At 43.1% G+C, this 22,031-nt stretch carries 14 protein-coding genes, 1 tRNA gene and 1 pseudogene; 14 read left to right on the top strand and 2 right to left on the bottom strand.

Annotated elements, in window-relative coordinates:
• Window positions 1-45 precede the first annotated feature (45 nt).
• The 11 genes from Q369_RS0116140 to Q369_RS0116075 all read left to right on the top strand — a co-directional run bounded on the left by Q369_RS0116140 (window position 46) and on the right by Q369_RS0116075 (window position 17,340).
• The gene (locus Q369_RS0116140; RefSeq protein WP_051664093.1) at window positions 46-4,161 is read left to right on the top strand and encodes an Ig-like domain-containing protein; all 4,116 of its coding nucleotides are present in this window, start codon (window positions 46-48) and stop codon (window positions 4,159-4,161) included.
• Between the two features lie 45 nt (window positions 4,162-4,206).
• On the top strand, window positions 4,207-4,680 hold the full coding sequence (locus Q369_RS0116135) for a nucleoside deaminase (protein WP_229206861.1): 474 nt from the start codon (window positions 4,207-4,209) through the stop codon (window positions 4,678-4,680).
• Between the two features lie 64 nt (window positions 4,681-4,744).
• Window positions 4,745-5,350, top strand: coding sequence for a superoxide dismutase (locus tag Q369_RS0116130; protein WP_031528822.1), 606 nt, complete (start codon window positions 4,745-4,747; stop codon window positions 5,348-5,350).
• Window positions 5,351-5,449: 99 nt separating this feature from the next.
• Window positions 5,450-5,525 (top strand) — tRNA-His (locus tag Q369_RS0116125).
• Window positions 5,526-5,775: 250 nt separating this feature from the next.
• Complete coding sequence (locus tag Q369_RS0116120; protein ID WP_031528821.1) at window positions 5,776-6,996, top strand: site-specific integrase; 1,221 nt, start codon at window positions 5,776-5,778, stop codon at window positions 6,994-6,996.
• 1,435 nt (window positions 6,997-8,431) lie between these two features.
• The gene (locus tag Q369_RS0116100) at window positions 8,432-8,812 is read left to right on the top strand and encodes a helix-turn-helix domain-containing protein (RefSeq protein WP_031528820.1); all 381 of its coding nucleotides are present in this window, start codon (window positions 8,432-8,434) and stop codon (window positions 8,810-8,812) included.
• 428 nt (window positions 8,813-9,240) lie between these two features.
• Entirely contained in the window at window positions 9,241-10,875 is a 1,635-nt protein-coding gene (locus tag Q369_RS0116095; RefSeq protein ID WP_031528819.1) for a vitamin K epoxide reductase family protein, read from the top strand.
• Window positions 10,876-11,322: 447 nt separating this feature from the next.
• Entirely contained in the window at window positions 11,323-12,660 is a 1,338-nt protein-coding gene (locus tag Q369_RS28390; protein ID WP_051664092.1) for a hypothetical protein, read from the top strand.
• Window positions 12,650-13,573: a glycosyltransferase family 2 protein gene (locus Q369_RS0116085; protein WP_031528817.1), complete on the top strand. Its 924-nt coding sequence runs from the start codon at window positions 12,650-12,652 to the stop codon at window positions 13,571-13,573. The genes Q369_RS28390 and Q369_RS0116085 overlap by 11 nt, the downstream gene beginning before the upstream one ends.
• A 1-nt stretch (window position 13,574) precedes the next feature.
• Window positions 13,575-15,983, top strand: coding sequence for a peptidase domain-containing ABC transporter (locus Q369_RS0116080; RefSeq protein WP_031528816.1), 2,409 nt, complete (start codon window positions 13,575-13,577; stop codon window positions 15,981-15,983).
• Between the two features lie 52 nt (window positions 15,984-16,035).
• Window positions 16,036-17,340 (top strand): HlyD family secretion protein, encoded by a 1,305-nt coding sequence (locus tag Q369_RS0116075; RefSeq protein WP_031528815.1) that lies wholly within the window; start codon window positions 16,036-16,038, stop codon window positions 17,338-17,340.
• 70 nt (window positions 17,341-17,410) lie between these two features.
• Here Q369_RS0116075 and Q369_RS29890 read toward each other — a convergent pair.
• Window positions 17,411-17,599: pseudogene (locus Q369_RS29890) on the bottom strand (recombinase family protein); the annotation flags it as partial.
• 682 nt (window positions 17,600-18,281) lie between these two features.
• On the opposite strand from Q369_RS29890, the gene Q369_RS0116070 reads away from it, so the two are divergent.
• The 3 genes from Q369_RS0116070 to Q369_RS0116060 all read left to right on the top strand — a co-directional run bounded on the left by Q369_RS0116070 (window position 18,282) and on the right by Q369_RS0116060 (window position 20,639).
• A complete protein-coding gene (locus Q369_RS0116070) occupies window positions 18,282-18,671 on the top strand; it encodes a plasmid mobilization protein (protein ID WP_031528814.1) in 390 nt (129 codons plus the stop codon).
• A complete protein-coding gene (locus Q369_RS0116065) occupies window positions 18,659-19,927 on the top strand; it encodes a relaxase/mobilization nuclease domain-containing protein (RefSeq protein ID WP_031528813.1) in 1,269 nt (422 codons plus the stop codon). Before Q369_RS0116070 ends, Q369_RS0116065 begins: the two co-directional genes overlap by 13 nt.
• Window positions 19,928-20,060: 133 nt before the next feature.
• Window positions 20,061-20,639, top strand: a complete 579-nt coding sequence (locus Q369_RS0116060; RefSeq protein WP_031528812.1) for a hypothetical protein — start codon at window positions 20,061-20,063, stop codon at window positions 20,637-20,639.
• Between the two features lie 35 nt (window positions 20,640-20,674).
• Here Q369_RS0116060 and Q369_RS0116055 read toward each other — a convergent pair whose 3' ends face one another.
• Window positions 20,675-22,027 (bottom strand): MBOAT family O-acyltransferase, encoded by a 1,353-nt coding sequence (locus Q369_RS0116055; RefSeq protein ID WP_031528811.1) that lies wholly within the window; start codon window positions 22,025-22,027, stop codon window positions 20,675-20,677.
• Between the last annotated feature and the right edge of the window lie 4 nt (window positions 22,028-22,031).

Below are 22,031 nucleotides of genomic sequence, written 5' to 3'. Positions count from 1 at the left end.
TTACCAATTAAAAAAAGGTTAGCGGAAAGATATTCAGATTGATACATGAAAAAACCATTTACCCTTCAAAGTGCCCTAATTACGTTTTTAGCCACATTTTTCTATGCGGCAACAGCTTTTGGACAAACCACAATCACAACAGGAGTACTAAGTCCGACCACGGTTTGTGCGGGTGGTGAAGTCTCTGTACCATTTACTATCACAGGCACTGCATTGCCGCTCACAAGCTACGTTGCGCAGCTCTCTGACGAAACGGGTTCATTCGGTGCTAATCCGGAAACAATCGGAACGGCAACAGCCAGTCCGATCACTGCTACGATCAAGGCGAATGCAAAGCCGGGCACAGCTTACAAAATCAGGGTGGTCTCTTTTTTGGCGCTTGTTCAGGTTACGGAGGGGACTGAAAGCGCTGCATTAAGAATCAATGCGATACCTGCGGCTCCAACTGTAACTTCTCCGGTTAAAGTAGAGCAGGGTAAAGCAGCAACGCTTACTGCAACAGGAAGTGGTTTGAAATGGTACGCTGCTGCGACTGGTGGACAAGAACTTGCATCGAAGCCTGTTCCCAACACTGATAACCCTGGTTCAATCAGCTATTTTGTTTCTCAAACCGAAGGTGGCTGCGAAAGCGAACGTGCCGAAATTGTGGTGACTGTCGAAGCATGCACACCGCCTGCGAAACCGACAGTAGCAAATGTAAGTTACACTGTCGGCGCCACAGCTCAGCAATTATCAGCGACCCCAACAGATGGTTTGCTTTGGTATACAGCAGATACTGGTGGAGTTGGTTCCGCAACAGCGCCTACACCATCTACCACAGCTGCCGGCACTCAGGATTTTTATGTAAGCCGGACAGTTTCGGGATGCGAAAGTGAGCGCGCTAAAATCACCGTAACTGTCAGCGCTTGTGCGACACCTGCACCGACAGTTTCAAATGTAAATTATACTGTCGGCCAAACTCCCGCGGTACTTAGCGCAACGGGAACCGCTTTAAAATGGTACACTGCTGCAACAGGCGGAAGTGGCTCTGCCACGGCTCCAACACCTACAACAACATCGCCAGGTCAGCAAAGTTTTTATGTATCTCAGACGGTAGGCGGCTGCGAAGGCCCAAGAGCAGAAATTATTGTTACGGTAAGCTGTGCAACGCCGAAGCCGGGTGTTCAGAATCTAAGCTATACAGTAGGCCAGAACGCGCCGGCGCTCACAGCAACAGGTGATAATCTTAAATGGTATTCAAATGCAAGTGGAGGTACAGGTTCAGCTACCCAACCAAAACCTTCCACAGCTTCGGCAGGTACAACCAGCTATTTTGTTACGCAAACACTTAATAACTGCGAAAGCGATCGTGCTGAAATTGTAGTGACTGTAACTGCCTGTAACCCGCCGGCAGCTCCGCAGGTAAGCGATGTTGCGTATTGTATCGGGACAACAACGGTAAGGTTAACTGCCGTAGGTTCAGGTTTAAAATGGTATACAGAAGCTAGCGGAGGCACGGCAAGTACTACTGCTCCGCTACCTTCAAGTGCGACAGCCGGTATCACTTCCTATTATGTGACGCAAACAGTGGGTGTTTGTGAAAGCGCAAGAGCTGAGATAAAGGTTACTATTAATCAAACGCCAGCGCCCGTTGTTGAAGCTTTTGAGTACTGTCTTAATACGACTGTTCCGGCACTTACGGCGACAGGTACTGCATTGAAGTGGTACGCCGCAGCAAACGGTGGCAATGGTTCTGCAAGTGCACCTACGCCCACCACCAATGCGATTGGAACGAAAAGCTATTACGTAACACAGACATTAAATGGTTGTGAAAGCCCGCGGGCTGAAATTAAGGTTACAATCAAAAATGCATCTTCACTTCCGTCGGTAACTGCTACATTGAATATTTGCCAAAACGCTACTGCTACCGCGCTTACTGCAACAGGTACTGCATTGAAATGGTACACCGTCGCAACCGGAGGAAATGCTTTATCTGGCGCACCGGTGCCAGCAACAGCAACAGCCGGCACGACGAGCTACTACGTAAGCCAGACAGCATCAGGATTGTGCGAAGGTCCGCGGGCGAAAATTGATGTCGTAGTAAAAGAAACACCTGCTGCACCTGCTGTAACCACCCCTCTTAATTACTGCGTCGGCACAACTGCTGTCGCATTGACTCCATCGGGAGCTGCATATAAATGGTATGCAAATGCAACAGTTGGAACAGGGACAATTACCGCGCCGGTGCCGAGCACAACAACTGTTGGCACAATTTCCTATTATGTGACTCAATCTAATACTTACGGCACTTTGACTTGCGAAAGCCCGAAAGCAAAACTGGATGTAGTTGTTAACCCAACCCCGGCAACGATTCCTACACTTTCAGAAGCAATTTGCCAGGAAAGAACCGATAAGAATTACAGCTTCGCAACAAGCCCGGCACAGGGTAATACATTGAACTGGTATACCGCTCAAAACGGCGGAACCGGATCTGCAACCAAGCCTTCTGTAAACTTGAAAACAGCTGGAACTACGACCTATTATGTGACGCAGAAAACAGCGCTTGGTTGTGAAAGCAGAACCCGGGCAGTACAAACAATCCGCGTCAAGCCACTTCCGGCAGTACCAACCGTAACTACTCCAACGATCGAGTATTGCCAGTTTATCAAAGCAGATCCATTGAAAGCTACTCCAATGGCCAATGCGACACTGAGCTGGTTTGGTACCAATGCAACCGGCGGAGATCCTAGCACTGTAGCGCCGGTTCCGTCGACTGCCGAGGGAGGAACGACTTCTTATTATGTTGGTCAAACACTCGAAGGTTGTTTGGGAGACCGCGCGAAAATCGACGTGAAAGTCAACACAACGCCAAAGCCAACTACTAAAACTTACCTTGAATACTGCCAGGGTGCAACTGCCCAGATTCTGGATGCAACCGGAACTGTTTTGAAATGGTACCGGACGGTTGACGGCGAGTGGCAGGGTTTTCCATTTACGCCGTTTACAGACAAAGTACAAGACTACTCTTTTTATGTAACGCAGACTGGTCTTGAAAACAAATGCGAGAGCCCGAAAGAAGAGATCAAGATCCATATCAAGTCTAAACCTTCTGCAACGATTTCCGGCAATGCTAACATTGATCTGGGCGCTACCGCAACAATCAATATCAGATTCACTGGCGACGGGCCGTGGGATTACATCTTGTCTGAGGGAACAAAAGGAACAGCGAACGAGGCTAATCACCAGGTTGCTGTAAAGCCAAGTACGACCACTGTTTACTTGTTGACCGAGGTTTCTAATGAATGCGGCAAAGGCACTCCCATTGGCCAAGCTGTGGTTACCGTGAAAATACCTACTATTAACACTGGCAACTCTTCGCTAAGAGAAGCTTGTGCCGGTAAATCTTTCGACGTGCCTTTCCAGCAATCGGGCGATTTCCCCGCTGAAAATTCATTCAAAGTTCAGATTTCGACAGAGAACGAGGACAGCAAATTTTACACAATTCCTTCCGTAGCAACGAATAACTCGGTGACGGCGACCTTCCCGGATACGACAAAAGGAGGTAACTATTATCTGCGGGTGATCAGTTCGGGCGCTAACCCTGCATTCATGGTAAAGGGAAGCGTAAGTGCGATCACGATCATGGCGAGTCCGCTGCCTGTTGCAACATTATCCGGCGCACAGACTATCCTGGCAGGTGAAAGCGCAACGTTGAAAGTAGAAACCACCGGCAAAGCACCGTGGACATTTACGCTAAGTAATGGAGCCAAAGACACGCTGATCACAGCCAATGTGACCCCATTTACGTTTAAAATAGCGCCGCCGGCAACTGTGATCTACAACATCACAAAAGTTACCAACAGCTGCGGAACAGGTACTGGCGCAGGCTCGGCCAGGGTGCAGGTGGATCCAATCCTCGGCGTTGAGCCCCAACAGCGGTCAAACTGGGTGAAAGTGTACCCGACATTGATCCAGTCTGCTGTGACTGTCGAAGTGTCAGGTAACATCAAGCCGAAGCAGGCGCGGGTGGAAGTAATTGATCTGAATGGAAGGTCACGAGCAATCCAGCCGATTGAGCAAAAGACAACAGAAGTTAACTTCGCGAACTATCCTTCGGGATTGTATTTGCTGAGAATCCAGAATGGAAATCTCAGTACAGTTCAGCGCGTGATGAAACCTTGATTTTTGGTAAATAAATAGACACCGGGACATTCATTAATACAATGGATGTCCCATTTTTTTGGTACAATGGACATTCAGGCGGATATACTCGACAACTATTTTATGGCCGAAGCCATGCGAATGGCGGAGCAGGCTTACGACAAAGGTGAAATACCCGTAGGAGCAATTGTGGTGCTGGGAGAGCGGGTAATTGGCAAAGGCCACAATCAGACAGAGCGCCTGAACGATGTAACGGCACACGCTGAGATGATTGCGATTACCGCTGCTGCCGATCATCTTGGTTCGAAATACCTTTCGGATTGTACGTTATACGTGACGCTCGAACCCTGCGTGATGTGTGCAGGCGCACTTTACTGGTCGCAAATGCAACGGGTGGTGATAGGCGCAAGCGACGAAAAGCGTGGATTTTCAAGGCTGGGAAAACCCGTTTTACATCCCAAAACGCAGTTAACGAGCGGGATTCTTGCACTGGAATCCCAGGAGCTGCTGCTCAAATTTTTTAGGCAATTAAGAACATAAAGCGTTTTTCTGCTGTTAGCCATCTAGTCCTACATTCATAATTAATCATTAAACTACACTAAAAATGGCATTTACACTTGATCCCTTACCCTACGCGAACAATGCATTGGAGCCGCATATCGACGCATTGACAATGGAAATACACCACGACCGTCACCACCAGGCTTATGTTACCAATTTGAATGCAGCGGTAGCAGGCACTGAGCTGGAAGGAAAGAGCATAGAAGAAATTATTGCCAATATCAGCAAGGCGCCAGCAGCGGTACGTAACAATGGCGGAGGTCACTGGAACCATGCATTTTTCTGGAAATCGCTTTCTCCAAACGGCGGCGGCGAGCCTACTGGCCAGCTTGCTGAGGCAATCAATGCAAAATTCGGATCATTTGCCGCTTTCAAAGATGAGTTTAAAAAGGCAGCAACGGGCCGTTTTGGTTCAGGCTGGGCATGGTTGATCAAAACCGGTGATGGCGTTGCGATTACTTCCACTCCAAACCAGGATAATCCATTGATGGACATCGCGGAAGCAAAGGGAACACCTGTAATCGGCCTTGATGTATGGGAGCACGCATATTATCTGAAATATCAGAACAAGCGTCCTGATTACATAGATGCATATTGGAATGTAGTTGACTGGAAAGCAGCAGACGCACTTTTTACTTCGGCGAAGTAAACATCTGATATATAAGTAGAAGGTTTGCAGCGTGTAAATTTTTAGATGAAAACTCTTGCAAGCTGTAAACCTTTTGCTACTTTTGTATCCTCGAAAAACGGAGGTTGTAGCTCAGTCGGTTAGAGCGCTAGATTGTGGTTCTAGAGGTCGCGGGTTCGAGACCCGTCTCCCTCCCTTGAAAACAGTTCAAAGTCAAACAAAATGCCTGTAAATCAATGATTTGCGGGCATTTTTGTTTTTCAGATTATATCAAAAAATGCAAAAATTCCCATGTTTTCAGTGAGTCTTTCGTGTAGTTCACTCACTTTGAGAAAAAGACTCACTGGAAACGGCATAACAAATTGATAGCAAGATGTTTACGGCGTAAACATCTTGATTGGCAAGCGTGGTAATTCGATATTTAACCACTTTTAAACGCTTGAGTTATGTTGGAGAAAACATTTGGTCTGCTTTTCTATTTAAAGCCCGCCAGAAATCAAAAAGGAACAGTTCGCTACATCTATCTGCGAATTACCGTCGACGGCAAGGTCGCCGAACTATCTACCAAGAAGTTATGGAATACCGAAAGGTGGAATTCCTCAGTCGGAAGACCTGCTGGAAACAAGGAAGATGCCAAAACGCTCAATGCGTATTTGGACTTGCTTACCGCCAAAGTTTATCAGGCTAAAAAGATTCTTACCGAAGATGACAAAGAAATTTCTGCGGAAGGCCTGAAAAATATATTGCTTGGCAAAAGCAATGAAACCCGTACAATCCTCGAAGTGTTTGCGCACCATAATGAGCAGATGGAAGCACTCGTCGGCCAAGAGTTCGCGCCGCTCACTTTGAAGCGATACAAGACGGCTAAAGAGCATACCGCCTCCTTCATTAAGTGGAAGTACAAGAAGGACGATATGGCGATCAAAGACCTGAATTTCGAATTCATCACAGAGTTTAATTTTTGGCTCCGTAGCGCACGAGGTTGCAACCATAACTCTGCGATCAAATACATGAGCAATCTGAAAAAGGTTGTGCTGATCTGCGTCAATAATAAGTGGTTGAAGAAAGATCCGTTTCAAGGCTTCAAGTTGACGAAGAAAGAGGTTGTTAAGAATCCATTGTCTAGGGATGAGCTGAAACGGCTGACGGAAAAGGTCTTTGAAGTTGAGAGAATCGGCCAGGTGCGGGACATCTTTCTATTCTGCTGCTACACCGGACTCGCTTATGTAGATGTGAAGCAATTGAAGACGACAGATATTGTTGTCGGCATGGACGGCGAGCCGTGGATTGACACGACCCGGCAGAAAACGGATGCCCCTACACGCATTCCGCTTCTGGATACGGCGCTGGAAATTATTGAGAAGTATAAGGATCATCCGCAATGCTGCGCTGCTGGTGTTGTGCTGCCGGTTCTGAGCAATCAGAAGATGAATGCTTATTTGAAGGAGATTGCCAATTTGTGTGGGATTTCAAAGACGCTGACCTTTCATATTGCCAGGCATACGTTTGCAACCACGGTGACGCTGAGTAATAAGGTGCCGATTGAGACGGTTTCTAAAATGCTTGGGCATCGGTCTTTGAAGCAAACTATGATTTATGCTAAGATTTTGGATGTGAAGATTAGTGAGGATATGAAGGGGCTGCGGGAGCGGTTGAAGGGGATGTGACGCATTTGAGACGCAAGCGCTAGCGGTAGTTTAGTGCTTGCTAATCTTATAGCATTGTAAATTAGTGAAACGACGCTAGATTACGCTTAAATTTACTTTGCAGATTTATAGATAAACTAAGCCGACCGGTAAGTTAGTTTTACATTGCATTTTTTCTACCTTCTGTTGGCGGGTCGCCATCTTTTATCATTGAGCCGCTTCGTTCGTTAGCTTGATTAGGTGTTTAAGGTAGTTGCGGCTCGCATGTTTGCGTTTTTCCTGAACCAGCCTTAGGTATCGAATCGGCGATAATGGCCACAACTGCCATTCTGCACCTGTATCTTCACTAACGCATCTGCAAGCGAAACATGCATTACTCAAAACATCCTCAAACGGGTTACCACCGATGAAACGGTTTCGCCCGGTTCGAAATCCATATTCGTCCAATGCCTAATCCTTTGAAACGATCGGCAGAGTAAAACGCGGCGCCAGCTCAGAAGGGGTTTTAGGCCACTACCGTTTTCTCGACCACGAGTCCCAAAGCATGCTTTATTACCGCTTAAAAATGATCGACACAGAAGGCAACTTTAAGTTCTCGAAAATCATTCAATCCAAAATAGTGAGCGATCCGGCGTAGGTGGGTGAATTCTTTTCAAGTCCAGCCCGGGAAGCGACCACCATCGAAATCGACGCACCCGAAAAATCAGAGTGGCTCATTTTCATAATGGATAACTCAGAAAAATTGCTGCATTCACAATAAGCTAGCCCCTCCCCTGGCATCAATAAAATCAAGCTGACAATGCCCAATCTGTATATAGCATCCTCCGGACAACAGGATTCCGGTACTAATTATCGGTGCCCTTAAACCAGAGAGGTATGTTAGTTTCATTTTTCAGTTTCAATCTTGAACCAGTTTAAAGCCTCCACCATGGAGAACATTGCTAGGCAGCACAAAGCAGAAGGCCGAAAAGGCAACACTAATACGGGAGCGAAGCCGAATGGAGCGGGCAGTGCATTTGACGCCTAGAAGGCTTTGTGCAACTTGCATTGTTCTTCCACAAAATCAAGTAACTGAGAATAAACGTGAGATCAGGCTAAATGCGACGCATCCCCTAATCCGCCGACGGGTACAAAATTTCGATAACAGGCGTTATGCTGACCATGGGGCATTTACCCTATCCGTAAAACTACAAATACTGTAAAGCTATACAATCAACTCTATCTTCCTTTCACAAAATACAATAAGCGGGATTTTTTAAGAAGGTTCAGGTAATCGATTGGTGGATGCAATCAGTGACAGTAATATTATACTATAAGTTTGATTGAAATGTAATGTCAATATGCAATGAATTTGTAGTCGATGTTCGGTATTATAACTATCAAATAATTTTAATGTTGCTATTGCATTTTAAGTTTATTTTATTGTAACTTTTGGCCACAAACAATCTTTATCACCATGGTTAATGAACTAAACCTTCGACTAATTAGAGATGCCAAAAATCTTAGTACAAGAACCGTAGCAGACAGGATTGGTGTTTCTCAAAGCACTTATTTAGGCTGGGAACACGGACGATCCTCACCATCTCTAAAGATGTTGAATGCCCTTGCAGAAGCGATAGAAGTGTGCCCAATAAGCTTTGTAGCATACTTAGGTGGGCATATAACTATAAGGGAGTTGCTGGATTTTAGTAAAAACGTATTTAACATCAAAGAGGCAGTTTTATTATATCAGCGCCAGAAAGACGGTATCGTTATTGAAAATTTTGATTCTTTGAAAGAAGCAATTGTAAACCTTACCTGTACGATTAATAATCAATTAAATTCTTCTTCACTTTGACGATTTTCCCTTAGATATTAAGTCGGATATTTAGCCAAAAATCCTATCTATGTATCTCCTGGGGAAGGCAAATAAATCACAAATGCATACTTTTTACTAATATGTACTCAGCAAATTAGTATTTGAAGCAGTCTGTTCTAGCGACTAACAATAGACATAATATACTAACTGAAGAAACTTTTTCTATATTTTCCCTATTTCAACTGCAATCTCCATTGTCATATACTTCTTGGTACTATTATATGTGCTATGCCATATGATTTGACTACCTAATTTAAAGTAATTCAATATGATCACAATTCTATATCATATTGAATACTTCCTGTTGAAAGAATTAAACCGATTTAGTGTAAGTTTGCTGATACTACAATCAATAACTATGTAATGTCAGAAAAAAATACATTTTTATTATATATCGGGCCTATATTATGAATTTGATCAACAAATATTTCCCAAAAGAGGGTGTTATCGAAATAACCATCAAGCTCTTAAAGGAATTAAAAATACGAGTAACAGATCGTACTGTAGAGAACGATCTTCGTCAACATCCAGATTATCCGAGCTTACTGAGCATTAAAGAAACCCTAACTTTATACGGAATCGATAGTCTTTGTTTTAGGACAGATATAAGCAAAATCAATCAAATCCCTTTACCCGCTATCCTGCCTTTGGATACGAATAGCTATGACTCGAAATTTGTCATTTTACTATCGGCAGATGAAAGTTTTGTGAAGTATTACGATCCAGATAGTTGTAAAAGTAAAATACTGCGAAATGAGGATTTGTCTGAGGTTTGGGAATCAGGAGTGGTAATGGTTGTAGATGGACAACAAGGCCGAGATGAACCAAATTATATTACAAAGAGAAATTCTAAGTCTTTGCACATTTTAGGTCTTTTCGCAAGCTCGCTATTGATTATTATTGCCGCTGCTTCAAGAATCGCTGAAGGATTTATGCTGAATGGATCATCGGCATTCAACACCTTATTTCTTTTTGTTTTAACAATTACGGGAATTGTTGCAACATCTCTCATATTGCTTCATGAAATTGATAACGCAAATCCACTTATAAAGCAATTGTGTAAGGCCGGAGAGAGCAGCAGCTGTAACGAAATACTTCACTCAAAAAGCTCAAAACTGTGGGGTGTTAGTTGGGGCGCCATAGGGTTTACTTATTTTTCAGGCAGTTTTATGTCTTTGTTAGTATTACCTGCTACCAGTACAACCGTTCTTTTCATCATTGGCTGGCTAAGTTTATTTTCTGTTCCGTACATTCTATTTTCTCTTTATTACCAATGGCAAGTTGCTAAACAGTGGTGTATACTTTGCCTTTCTGTTCAGTTAACCTTGGGTCTACAATTTATCTCTATAACTGGTTTCGGATCAAATATATTATCTCTCAATAATTTGATACTTGTAGATATTAGAGTGATAGTTTTTTGTTACACGCTGCCTGCTGCCATTTTAATGATATTGATACCGTCGTTGAAGAGAAGTCAATTGACAAGAAATAAAATATTTAGCCTTAGCAGGCTAAAATATAACAAGCAGATTTTTGAAACGCTTCTATCCAAACAAAAACAAATTCAGAGTGATTCGGAAGGACTGGGTATCACATTAGGCAATAGAAATGCTAAAAACAAAATAATTAAAGTTTGTAACCCTTATTGCGAGCCTTGTGCAAAAGCTCATCTTCCGCTTGAAGAACTTATGATGAACAACCATAACATTCAGGTTCAGATAATATTCACTGCGTCTGTGGAAGATTCCGATGTCAGGAGAGAACCTGTAAGACACTTTCTGGCAATACAAGAAGAATTCGGCTCAGACGGCGTACACAAGGCACTTAAAGACTGGTATCACCAGGAGGAAATGAGCTATCCGTCCTTCGCAGAAAAGTATCCTGCCGGCGAGCGCTTGATGAAACAAAATGATAAAGTTAATGCAATGAAGTCCTGGTGTGACGAAACCCAGGTATTTGCTACGCCGACTTTCTTTGTAAATGGCTATCAGCTGCCAGATGTATATAGTGTTGCAGATCTCCGGTTTTTTCTCTCTGCATAGTTAATAGCTAACGAAATTCTTTGCCAGGTGGCAAAGTCTTAATCAATCAATTAAAACATGTTAGTATCATGAAAAAGTTAAAGTTAGACGCAATCAATTTTGGCAATTTGGAGATTCTCACCCGCGAGCAACTAAGGGGCTTGGTAGGGGGAAGCGGAAGTGGCAGTGGAAGCGGATCTACCAATAATTGCTATCAGTGTTGCAATGGGGCGGGATGTAGTCAGTGCGTCAATTTTAGGGCGGGAACCACACCAATATGTGGTCAGGGAGCAACATTGAAATATTGTCCTATCTGCATTTAATAAGTCTATCATTGATTCAATGAGTCCTTTTGGATTAGTAGGGGAGGCTCTATTAATTCAAAAGGACAGGCGGATTACATTCTGTTAAAATGAGCGTTTTTCTGTTGGCAGGTTCCTAAGATAATTTTGTAGATCAGTTTTATAGATGAATAACATCGGTTGTTTCCCCGTATACATAATCAATCTTTCAGAGAGGGTCGACAGGTTAGCACATAGCCAGTGGCAATTCAAGGCAAGAACTGAGTTTTCGCCTGTCTTTTTTAATGCTTGTAAAGATAAAGTGGGTGCAGTAGGATTATGGATGAGTGTTTGCAATATAATAAAAGAGGTATATAGCGATGAAAGCGATTTTGTTATCATTTGTGAGGATGATCATGAGTTTACGGTTCACTATTCTTACGAAGTACTAAATAAATGCATTAACGAAGGAAGACAGGTTGGTGCGGATGTTTTGATTGGCGGGGCGAGCGCTGTCAGTAGCTTGTTTAAAGTTTCGGATAGACTCGTGTGGCTGGATGGATTTACCGGAACTCAATTCATAATAGTATATAAATCGTTTTACACGACATTATTAAATGCGGACTTTCACAAAATAGATTCGCTGGATTACAAGTTAACAGAATTATCGGATCGTATATTGATGATATATCCATTTATTTCAATACAGAAGGATTTTGGCTATTCCGATGTTACGGTATTGAATAATAGCCTGCGGAGAGTTGATGGGTTGTTTCGTGATGCGTCCGATACTACCAGATATTTGCTTGATAATCAAAAGTACTATTCGAATTGCCCGGCTTTAGTATTAAAAGGGGATATCGAAAATATAAGCGTTCCAGTATATATTCTGAATATATCAAAGAATGATAGACATTGCGACCACATTAGCCGACAGTTTTTTGGAAAATCAGAATTTGAAGTGAGATACCTGAATAATGGCAAGTATGATAGTGATAATGCATCGGTCCTAGAAAGTTTTCGGAATATTTTCCAGAATGGACTAACTGATGGAGACGACGTCATTGTGGTCGGGCGCAGTGACTTACAGTTTACGGATTCCTATTCACGGGACATGCTGTTTTGTCACATTATGGAAGCGCATACGCAAGGATGTGATATATTATTTGGAGGCGTAAGCGGTGGTTTTGACTACGCGCTTCCGGTATCTGACATAAGGTTCTGGATAAACGATTACCGGTCTTCTTCATTTGTGGTCTTTTTCCGCAAATGTTTTCAACGCATACTTGATAGAGATTGCAGCTGGGAACAATCGATGGAACGGTTTATATCGGAACTATCCGCAAATAAGATGGTGGCATTTCCATTTTTATGCACACAGCACGATTTTGGCCTTTGTATTGATGAACAAGATCAGAATATATATGCTGGATTGCTTAACAGTATGTATCTGGATTCCCACAACCGACTTCAAAAGATAAAAAAGGCATATGATAAATATGCTTTGATGCACTATGCAATTTGATTGTTCTGTATCCGTAATTATGCCTTGCTTTAACAGCTCCAATTTTATACGGGAGTCAGTTGTAAGTATTTTGGGACAGACGTTTTCTGATTTTGAATTGATCATTGTTGATGATGGTTCTTCCGACAATACTATTTCAGAGGTAATGGGTATATCCGACCGACGGATCAAGCTATATCAGCGTACGAGTCACACGGGAAATTACCCGTGCCGGAATTTCGGTACTGCAATGGCAAAAGGGAAATATATATGTGTTATGGATGCGGATGATATTTCTGAGCCGGATCGGCTACGCAAACAATGGGAATTTATGGAAAATCATCCCGAAATAGGTTTGGCTGGCACTTGCGGGACTTTGGTTGATGAAGTGGGGATTGGCACCGGTAAAATCGATCGGGTTAATAGTTATGCCTCTTTGAAGGTGGGATTATTAGGTGACAATATGGTTATTCATCCCAGCATGTTCGTTCGAAGATTTCTGCTCAGAAAATATAGAATCGCTTACAATGAAAGATATGTATATGCTGCCGATTATGATTTTGTGGTAAAATGTTCCAGGTCATTCAGAGTAATCAATATGCCAGACTATCTGATCAGATATCGTGTGCACGATAAACAGATATCTTTCACAAAGGCTGCAGAGCAACTAAAATATGCTGACCGGATCAGACTTAATCAGTTAAAGCTATTTAATGCAGTATTAACTGACTACGAAGAAGATTTGTACGTCCGATTAATGAACGGTACAGGTATTGTAAAAGATGAGCTGGCCGCATGCGAAATATTATTTAACAGATTGCTGCGTGCAAATCTGCGAAGGCGACTTTATGATAAAACGGAACTTAACAATTACTTCTACTCGGTAACCTTAGGTGCCTGGGCTAAAGCAAATATACTACTCGATATCCGCTAGCATGAACGGGAAATTTAGTTGTTACCGCCAGTTGGATCAAATGGATTGTGGCCCCACCTGTCTTCGTATGGTAGCCAAATATTATGGCATGCATTACACAGCCCAAACATTGAGGGAAAAGGCAAATATCAGCAGAGACGGCGTGTCTATGCTTGGGATAGCCGAAGCTGCGGAAAGTTTGGGGTTCAAAACGCTGGGCGTAAAGATCAGTATCGGCAGATTGATTAAAGAAGCACCACTCCCGTGTATCCTGCATTGGGGCCAAAATCACTTTGTAGTGCTAACTGGTGTCAAAAAGCGTCAGGCTGTGCTAGGGAAAGGTATGTTAGATGCGATTCGGGGCGGGAGAAATGTACCCAGAGATTTGAATGAGTTTGCATCGGAGGGGTTTGGTACTTTTGGGATGCACGAACAGAGATTTACGAACAACGAAACGGAAAGCAGGATTTCTAAAAAGGCCGTTTTTACCGTTGCAGATCCTGCTTCCGGAATGGTGTCATATTCGCAGGAGGAGTTTGAGCTTAAGTGGCTCAGCACGAGAGGATCCACAGATAAAGAGGGCGTTGTTTTGTTGTTGGAACCTACTCCACGATTCTATCAAGAAGAGGAGGAAAAAGGGCGGGGACTGCAGTTACAGGAATTGATCAGCTACTTGTGGCGCTATAAGAGGCTTGTGTTTCAGTTGGCGCTGGGGATGGCGATCGGGACAGGTTTGTCTGTTTTGTTGCCATTCCTCACTCAATCGGTGATTGATGTGGGGATCGGCACACGGAACCTTCCCTTTATTTACATTATTCTCATCGCTCAGCTCGTGTTAATGTTCAGTATGTCAGCAGTTGATTTTCTCAGAAGCTGGATACTCCTTCACATCAGTGTTAGACTTAATCTGACAATTTTGGCTGAGTTTCTTTCGAAGCTAATGCGCTTGCCAGTGGCGTTCTTTGACGCGAAGCAGTTTGGCGACATCATGCAAAGAATAGGCGATCACCACCGCATCGAGTCTTTCTTGACGGGACAAACATTAGGGACGTTTTTCTCTCTTTTTAATCTGGCCATTTTTGGAGTCATTCTGGCTTGGTATAACATTACCATTTTTATTCTGGCGATTTGCACTTCGATACTTTACGCGTTGTGGGTGATATTGTTTCTAAGAATACGGAGAAAGTTGGATACGAAACGATTCGAGATATCATCGAAAAATCAGAGCAAAATAGTGCAACTGATACAGGGCATGCAGGATATCAAGCTTGCGGGGGCGGAAACATTGAAGCGCTGGGAGTGGGAACGGATTCAGGTGCAACTTTTCAAGTGGAACATCAGGAATTTGTCGCTGTCACAAATCCAGCAGGCGGGGACTGTACTTATCAACAATGGTAAAAATGTATTCATAACGTTCCTTGCTGCCAAGGCTGTTCTTGATGGAGAACTCACACTGGGCGGAATGGTGTCCATCCAATATATTCTGGGACAGTTTAACGCACCGATAGAGCAGCTGATCAGCTTCTTGCAGGCGTGGCAAGATGCGCAGATGAGCGTAGAAAGACTAAATGAAATACATGCATTGGATGACGAGGAGCCCGAAAATATTCAAACGCGCTCGACATGGGACCACAAACGGCATATTTCTGTTGAAAAGTTGAGCTATGCGTACCCAGGGGCAGGAAATGAGCCTGTGCTAAAAAATATCACACTCGACATATGGTCTGGTAAAACAACTGCCATTGTCGGCACGAGTGGAAGTGGGAAAACTACGTTACTCAAGCTTTTGCTTCGGTTTTATGAGCCTGTGCATGGTAAAATTTTACTGAGTAACAAACAAACGTTTGACTCAGGTGATTGTCCGTTTCCACTTACCAGTGAGAGAAATATGAGTATAAAATCCATTTCGCATAAGGCATGGCGCTCGCAGTGCGGTGTTGTAATGCAGGACGGGTTCATATTTTCAGATACAATTGCGCGGAATATCGCTGTTCACGAAGAAGTTATTCAACAGGAAAAGTTGTTTCATGCAGCCCGCACTGCCAATATCCACACTTACGTCGAATCGCTTCCGTTAGGGTATCACACGCGCATAGGGGCAGAGGGAAATGGGATCAGCCAAGGACAAAAACAACGCATCTTGATAGCCAGGGCCGTTTACAAAGATCCGCAGCTATTGCTTTTTGATGAGGCAACCAATGCATTAGACGCCAACAACGAAGCGATCATTATGCAAAATCTCAAGGAATTTTTTGTGGGAAAAACTGTCGTTGTGGTAGCGCACAGGCTGAGTACGGTTAAGCATGCAGACCAGATTGTGGTGCTCGACAAGGGAGAGGTCGTAGAGGTCGGAACACATAGAGATCTGGTAGCATTACAAGGCAAATATTTCGAGCTGGTAAGCAATCAGTTGGAACTGGCAGAGGGATAGCAATACTGTGAATGGAATTTGAGTGTACGGACACATTTCAAAGAGGATTACAATGCACAAAACTGAGTATCATAAAGACTTACCGGGTTTTTTTTCCGAAATCAGGAGTGATGAGGTGTATGAGATTATCAGTAGTCCACCTAACTGGCTAGTACGTTGGGGAATTACCTTGTTCTTCTTATTCTTTGTGATATTGATTTCCGCTTGTTGGATTATCAAATATCCAGATATTGTTACTGCCCCATTTTCACTCACAGCTAGCGATCCACCCCGCGGTGTAATTGTTAGGAGCGACGGAAAACTTAAAAAGTTGCTAGTTGTTGACGGCGACGAGGTGAGGGCGGGACAACTTTTGGCTTACTGTGAGACAACGGCTGATCCTATTCAAGTTTTAAAACTGGGTAAGGCCGTTCACGAATTTAATCGCTCAATTTCAAAAGGACGTTGGGAAGTAGTGAAAAACTGGAATGGTGCGGAGTATACCATGTTGGGCGAAGTCCAGAGGGATTTTCAGATTTTTAGTCAAAAGTTGAACGAGTTGGGGACCTTTCTAGAAAACGGGTTTTACCAACAGAAAAGGGTATTATTACTAGAGGAACTCGAAGATCTGGGTTACCTGGAAAAAAACCTTTCCGAACAAGTCAGTCTCCAGCAGCGAGAATATGAGCTTGCGGAGCAGGAGTTCGGAATTCAGGAAACGTTGTATAAAAAAAAGGTAATTCCTATACTGGAATATAAAAGAGAGGAAGCGAAAGCATTGGCAAAGCAAATTCCTCTCAAAAACCTGGCGTCTGCAATGATCCAAAACCAATCATCTCAAACTGCCAAGCGAAAAGAAATTATGGAACTGGATAATGCTGTATTCCAGCAAAAAAATGACTTTTCACAAATACTTCAGTCTCTGGAAAGCAGTATTTATGATTGGAAGCAGAAATTTGTACTGACAACGCCGGTCGCTGGGAAAGTGTCATTTTCTGCCCCCTGGTCAGAGGGACAATTTTTGGTTACTGGCCAGGAATTTTTAACAGTGGAGCCAAAAACTGAAACCGTCCAGGGATTAGTTCGCATTCCTCAAAACAACCTTGGAAAAATTCGCGAAGGCCAACGTGTCATAGTTAAATTGGATGGTTACCCATACAGAGAATACGGAGTCCTTGAGGGGCATCTCAGCAAAATTTCCCTGGTTCCGCGTGCCGATAGCCTATATTGGGGCTATGTCTCCTTACCATATCAACTAAAAACATCTTACAACCAAGATCTTTTGTATCGTAATGGTATGAAGGGCTCGGCCGAGATTGTCACAAGCGACAAAAGAATGTCAGAAAGAATTATATCTGTACTTTACATAGGCAGATAGCACAAATGCTACTGAAAATCGGATGACACTGAGCCGATTTTCGGGTATCCAGCCAGGTATTGGACATTTTCTAAGCGGATTTTTTTGTACGGGTGCCACTTAAAAGGTATGTACGATAAACTGCCCATCTGGGTGGACGTATCAGTTCCCTCAATATACTCAGAAAATCTACCCCCATCGCATTCCACTCAACCATGAGTTTGATTAGTGCAAAAGTTGCTCGGCCCAGGCGATCTATTCGCCATACGATAATTACGGCTCCTCTTCTTAACTCTAAACCGTCTTCGTATACTCCGGCGGCTACTTAGATGCACCCGATATCTTCTCATGAAAAATCTTCTCGTAACCTGCCTTTTTAGAGCATCAAATTGCAGGTCTTAGTTCTGCTCATTTTTCGAAACGCTTGTCTAGCTAAAAATCATTTCAAATTACACTTTAACCCTAAGCCAACTAAATACGGTAATTTGATTTAATGTACAACTGAAATGAACTCATTTATCACCGTTTTTTTGCCTTAAGTTAATCACCCCGGCAGGCAGAGAGAGTACAGTTAAACCCCACCGTTTGATCGAAAACACACCCGTCCTAGGTAGGGGAGTTGTTTAGCTATGGGCATCAGCGTCTTCGGGAAGCTATCCCTTAGACCAAACTCGACCATTCTCGACTGTTTTCGACCAAATTTGACTTTTTTCAGACAGCCAGACTGCCGCTTTCAAAGCTTCTACCCTAAGTCAAATTTACTCAGCATGGGAAAATCTCACTTCTATAAACTAGCTTCGGAAACTCGAAATCGAAATGAGCCGCCTGCTTTGCGCGTCTGGCCAGATGTACGATTGTAATACAATCGCCGGTTGCTGCGCACCCGATCTGGCCTTCCCCTCCAAAGTCGGTCCAGGTTTGTAAAGGATTTTTTAATGTTTGAAAGTGTAGATAGGATCGTGATGAAAGAAGAAAAATCGAACAAGACAAGGCAAGTAATCTTCCGGTTAACACCCAAAGAATACGCCGCATTGGAAGCCAAACGTGGTCGCACCACATGTCGAAAATTAAGTGAATTTTTAAGGCTCTTGATCTTCAACAGGCCGGTTACTGTGATCGAAAGGAACGGTTCGCAAGATCAGATGATTGGTGAATTGTCGGAGCTGCGCGAAGAGCTCAACCGGCTTGGCAACAACTTCAACCAAGCGACAAGACGCCTCAATGCTGTCAACCAGATTTCTGAATTTAGAACTTGGATATCTAGCTACGAAGCTGAAAAAACATTCCTGTTTTCAGTTCTGGACAAAATCAAATCGCAAACCGATAAACTGGCAGACCAATGGTTGCAGTGATCCACACCAGCAGTCGGCTTCGGGCTGTGCTGCAATACAATGAGAACAAACTGGAACAGGGACATGCGGAATGCATTTCAGCTATCAACTATCCAAAGGATGCGGATGCGCTGAGCTTTGATCAAAAGCTGAACCGGATTCAGTGGCAACTGGCTTTAAACAAAAGGACCAAGGTCAATACGGTTCACATTTCCTTGAACTTTGATCCGTCGGAAAAGCTGAGCAAAGAGCAGCTCGCGGAGATTTCAAAAGCCTACTTACAGGGTATCGGATTTGAGAAACAACCCGCGCTCGTATACGAACATCGGGATGCCGGTCACCCTCACGTCCATCTAGTGACAACCAACATCAAAGCAGATGGTAGCCGGATCTCGCTGCACAACCTGGGCAAAAATCAATCGGAGAAAACCAGGAAAGAGATTGAGATAGATTTTGGTTTGGTGAAGGCACAAGATCGAAAAGCGCAGGAGTTTAATTTGAAGCCGGTCAGCCTCAAAGCAGAGTATGGAAAATCAGAAACCAAGAAGGCCATTGCCAATGTGCTCGAAAAGATTTTGAAAGATTACAAATTCACAACAATTGGCGAATTGAATGCAGTGCTAAACCAATATAATGTAGCCGCAGACATCGGATCTCAGGATTCCAGGATCAGAAAGAATAATGGAATTCTGTATCGGGTGCTTGATAAGAATGGCAATAAAGTTGGCGTGCCGATCAAAGCTAGCGACTTTCATTTTAAACCTACGCAAAAACACCTTCAGAGGCTTTTTCTTGAAAACGAAACGGCTCGCCAAAGTGGTTTTTTGCGAATTAAAAACGGCATTAGCATGGTGCGCTATGGCTTGAAGAATCCGACTCTGCCCGTTCTAGCCAAGAACCTTTCTCGGGACTCTATTGATATAGTGCTCCGGCGAGGCGAAGAGGGTGCTCTATACGGTGTTACTTTCATAGATCATCGAACTAAAGCCGTCTTTAACGGAAGCGCACTAGGCAAAGAATACAGCGCGAAGGGGATTACCGAGTGGTGCCCAGACACAGATTTTTCTTTTCATCAGCAAAAATCTGAAAGGATTGTGAAGGATTTGGGCTATGCTACTGGTGTGGGGAATGCTTACCATGGCGGAAGTATTACTTCGTTAGAGAATGATAAGTCTCTTGAATCTTTGTTGTCTCCCGTCAAGGATGGTGAGTATGTGCCGAACCAGTTGAAGAAGCAGAAAAGGAAGAAGCAGAAAGGGTTTTCGATGGGGTTTTGAGAAAATGCGCGGTAACATAAGTTTTGATCAAGCCATTCAGAATTGAATCCCTTGATCAGTTCTGATTTAATGGTTTTGATCAGAAGGAAATTCGAGTCAGCTTGGGCAGTTGTAAATTCACCTAACTACCTCTATGAAACAATTTTTCCTTGCATGTGTCCTTATCTCCATTTTTCTATCACAAATTTCCTGCAAAAGTTCTCGATATATAACCGAGCAGTATATCAAGAACAATATCGAAGATCATCAACCGGAAAATACGTCCAGCATTCGTACTTACAGCATATTCAAGGGTAACACCGCTAACACTGGAAGGTATTTGGAATTAACCGGTTACAAGTTCAATTTCAAAAAAGGCTTGGTGATCGGTGCTGATAGATCTTACATAACTAGAAAAATCAGTAGTCGGGCAGGAACCATCACTGAGGCCGAAACTTACATCGACTACATTCAGCTAGATCTGGATCAATGCAGCGCGATTTTGACAAATTACAAAACACTTCAAGACAGGCTAAAAAAGGAAAAGCCTCGATCAAGCGAAGAGGTGTATCATGACTACACTGTCTCTAAAGATTGCTTCATAAGCTTTCGTAAATCCGGAAATGGGGATGGTTCTGGCATTGAGTATGTAAATTTCTGGGTGAAGGGTGAGAAATATAGGATTAATACCAATCTCTTTGTCAAAAAGTTGAAACAGTTCTTGGAATATTGATTTAACTAGATATGGAAGCAAGTGAAGTTTTTGCCTTAAAATTTGAAATATAGGAATTGCTTTGTGCCAATACCCCCTAGCAAGAAGAGACCAAGTAGCAGGAAGTCAATAAAGACCACCTCTGCCCACAATAACCTGCCTTTGTGGGCATTTGAACTGGCAATTCTAGATGGAATGCCTTTATGATCTATTACTAAAAAAGCAAGGGCTGCCGTTAACAATAAAACGGAATACGTTAATGTAACTTCCGTGGTTAATTTAAAAGCCAGTCGACTCACTAATGTCCGCAAATCGTGAGTTCGAAATACGATCCAGGTTAGATTGATCCAAAGTAGGAAGGCAACCCATTTTAGAAAAGCTATCATTTTTGAGAAACCATTTGTAGCGGTCTCAGAGTGGCTCATCATATAGATGCCGATGAGGTAGTGAAAGGAATGCATACAAGCCCAAACTAAAAAGTTCCAAGAGAACCCGTGCCAGAAGCCGCTTAATATGAATACAAAAACTATTAGAACCGGTAAGCGTTTTTTATCTCTATTGCCACCGAACGGAATAAAAATGTATCGCCGAAACCATTCAGTCAACGATATATGCCATCTTTTCCAAAAATCTTTGGTATTACTTGCAGCATAAGGCTTATTAAAGTTCTGAGTTAGATTCAGCCCAAATAGCATTGCTATTCCTATAACGAGATAGGTATAACCAAGAAAATCGAAGTAAATCTGCATAGAAAAGCCAATCGAGCCCAGGAATAGGTTCAAGGCTTCAATTTTTTCATTACCATCAAAAACAGGTTCAACAATTTCCGACAACCGATCTGCCAGAACTAATTTACAGAAAAGGCCATAAATCATGTGCTTAACAGCAATCCAAGTCCTGTGCCTTGAAAAGTTAACTCCATCTTTCAATTGAATAAGGAGTTTAAGAGAATTGTCAATTGGGCCAGCCAGCAGCTGAGGGAAAAAGGTAATGTATAGCAGGAGGTTATGAAAGGTTGGCAAGATCTTCAATCTTCCAACCTTAACCTCGATTAGATAGGCAATTGCCATTAAGCTGTAATAGGATATTCCTACCCAACTATATTGTACCCCAAATATGCGATCGCTCCCCTGCCTGGAAAGTATAAGCAATGCGAGCACTAAGGCAATTCCTGTTGATAGCCAGTACTTTGCGCTAGCCTCTTTTGATAAAACTAATAGCCTACTACAAATAAGAATTACTAATGTGACAGCTATAGCAACTAAAGCGCTTGCTAAGTTATAGGTCGACAGAAAGGCAAGACTAACGAATGCAAGCCAGTAATTTCGAAAGCGAATTGGAAGTATGTAAAAGAGGATTACTTCTATCGGCAGAATTATACCTAGATGCTCCGCCGAGTACAAATCCATAGTG

It is taken from the genome of Dyadobacter crusticola DSM 16708, assembly GCF_000701505.1.
Classification (GTDB): Bacteria; Bacteroidota; Bacteroidia; order Cytophagales; family Spirosomataceae; genus Dyadobacter; species Dyadobacter crusticola.
Note: the sequence above shows the minus strand (reverse complement) of the source record. Positions and strands in the feature narration are given on the sequence as shown.

Excerpts from the sequence above, each read along its gene's own strand:
- Q369_RS0116070 (WP_031528814.1), top strand. The coding sequence starts at position 18,282 with ATGAAAGAAGAAAAATCGAACAAGACAAGGCAAGTAATCTTCCGGTTA.
- Q369_RS0116100 (WP_031528820.1), top strand. The coding sequence starts at position 8,432 with ATGGTTAATGAACTAAACCTTCGACTAATTAGAGATGCCAAAAATCTT.
- Q369_RS0116130 (WP_031528822.1), top strand. The coding sequence starts at position 4,745 with ATGGCATTTACACTTGATCCCTTACCCTACGCGAACAATGCATTGGAG.
- Q369_RS0116095 (WP_031528819.1), top strand. The coding sequence starts at position 9,241 with ATGAATTTGATCAACAAATATTTCCCAAAAGAGGGTGTTATCGAAATA.
- Q369_RS0116135 (WP_229206861.1), top strand. The coding sequence starts at position 4,207 with ATGTCCCATTTTTTTGGTACAATGGACATTCAGGCGGATATACTCGAC.
- Q369_RS0116120 (WP_031528821.1), top strand. The coding sequence starts at position 5,776 with ATGTTGGAGAAAACATTTGGTCTGCTTTTCTATTTAAAGCCCGCCAGA.
- Q369_RS0116065 (WP_031528813.1), top strand. The coding sequence starts at position 18,659 with ATGGTTGCAGTGATCCACACCAGCAGTCGGCTTCGGGCTGTGCTGCAA.
- Q369_RS0116055 (WP_031528811.1), bottom strand. The coding sequence starts at position 22,027 with ATGGATTTGTACTCGGCGGAGCATCTAGGTATAATTCTGCCGATAGAA.
- Q369_RS28390 (WP_051664092.1), top strand. The coding sequence starts at position 11,323 with ATGAATAACATCGGTTGTTTCCCCGTATACATAATCAATCTTTCAGAG.
- Q369_RS0116085 (WP_031528817.1), top strand. The coding sequence starts at position 12,650 with ATGCAATTTGATTGTTCTGTATCCGTAATTATGCCTTGCTTTAACAGC.
- Q369_RS0116060 (WP_031528812.1), top strand. The coding sequence starts at position 20,061 with ATGAAACAATTTTTCCTTGCATGTGTCCTTATCTCCATTTTTCTATCA.
- Q369_RS0116080 (WP_031528816.1), top strand. The coding sequence starts at position 13,575 with ATGAACGGGAAATTTAGTTGTTACCGCCAGTTGGATCAAATGGATTGT.
- Q369_RS0116140 (WP_051664093.1), top strand. The coding sequence starts at position 46 with ATGAAAAAACCATTTACCCTTCAAAGTGCCCTAATTACGTTTTTAGCC.
- Q369_RS0116075 (WP_031528815.1), top strand. The coding sequence starts at position 16,036 with ATGCACAAAACTGAGTATCATAAAGACTTACCGGGTTTTTTTTCCGAA.